This window comes from Caballeronia sp. AZ10_KS36 (assembly GCF_023631105.1).
Taxonomy (GTDB): domain Bacteria; phylum Pseudomonadota; class Gammaproteobacteria; order Burkholderiales; family Burkholderiaceae; genus Caballeronia.
In genome coordinates this window covers 1-894 of record NZ_JALQDQ010000068.1, presented here as the reverse complement: position 1 = coordinate 894, position 894 = coordinate 1, and the positions used below count along the sequence as shown (strand labels likewise).

2 protein-coding genes are annotated in these 894 nt (G+C 61.5%); both read right to left on the bottom strand.

Annotated features, from left to right (window positions below; all coding sequences use genetic code 11):
• Positions 1–103: 103 nt before the first annotated feature.
• Complete coding sequence (gene sdhD, locus NCR35_RS29745; protein ID WP_244849780.1) at positions 104–472, bottom strand: succinate dehydrogenase, hydrophobic membrane anchor protein; 369 nt, start codon at positions 470–472, stop codon at positions 104–106.
• Between the two features lies 1 nt (position 473).
• Positions 474–884 carry a succinate dehydrogenase, cytochrome b556 subunit gene (gene sdhC, locus NCR35_RS29740; RefSeq protein ID WP_244851419.1) on the bottom strand — a complete coding sequence of 137 codons (411 nt, stop codon included), beginning with the start codon at positions 882–884 and terminating at the stop codon, positions 474–476.
• Positions 885–894 lie beyond the last annotated feature (10 nt).

Genomic DNA, 894 nt, shown 5'->3' with positions numbered 1-894 from the left:
CGCGCGAGCTGCAGCGACGCGCGCATGCCCGAGCCGCCCGCGCCCACGATCACCACGTCGAAGCGCCGACGCGGCAAGGAAGTCTTGATTGCAGCCATGTTCTTTAAACTCTCCAGAGAATCTGTGCAGCGTAGCCGGCGCATCCGAGAAGCCACAGGACGGTGAGCACCAGCAGGCCCAGGCGCAATCCGACGGGCTTCACGTAATCCATCCAGATGTCGCGCATGCCGACCCACGCGTGATAGAAGAGCGAGAGCAAGGCGACGAAGGTGGCGAGCTTCATCCACTGCATCGCGAAGATGCCGGCCCAGCCTTCGTAAGAGAAGTTATGCGCGCCGAAAAAGAGCACGAGCAGCAAGAGCGTGTACACCGCCACGGCGACGGCCGTCACGCGTTGCGCGAGCCATTCGCCTGTGCCGTAATGCGCGCCCACGACGAGGCGCTTCGGGCCGACCCGGTTTTGCGTTCCCATGTTAGAAGGCTCCGAAAAGTTTTAGCGCGACGACAAGCGTCAGCACGAGCGACACGACCAGCACCGCGATGGCGGTCTGCCGTCCGCCTTCCTTGTTCACCGCGACGTGCATGTCGAGCACGAGAAAGCGGATACCCGCGCAGAAGTGATGCAGATACGCCCACGACAGCACGAGCGTGATGATCTTGACGATGGGGTGCGCGAGAAAGCCCTTGAACGCGTCGAAGCTGATCTCGGACGTGAGGCTCTGGTCGAGCAGATACAGCAGAAAGGGCAGCGCGATGAAGAGCAACAGACCGCTGATGCGATGCAGAATGGACACCTTGCCCGCCCACGGCAAGCGATACTTCGCGATCTGTCCAAGCCCGATGTTCCGGTACTCGGGCCTTGGTTTTTTTACGGCTTCAGCCATGCTAGACCCC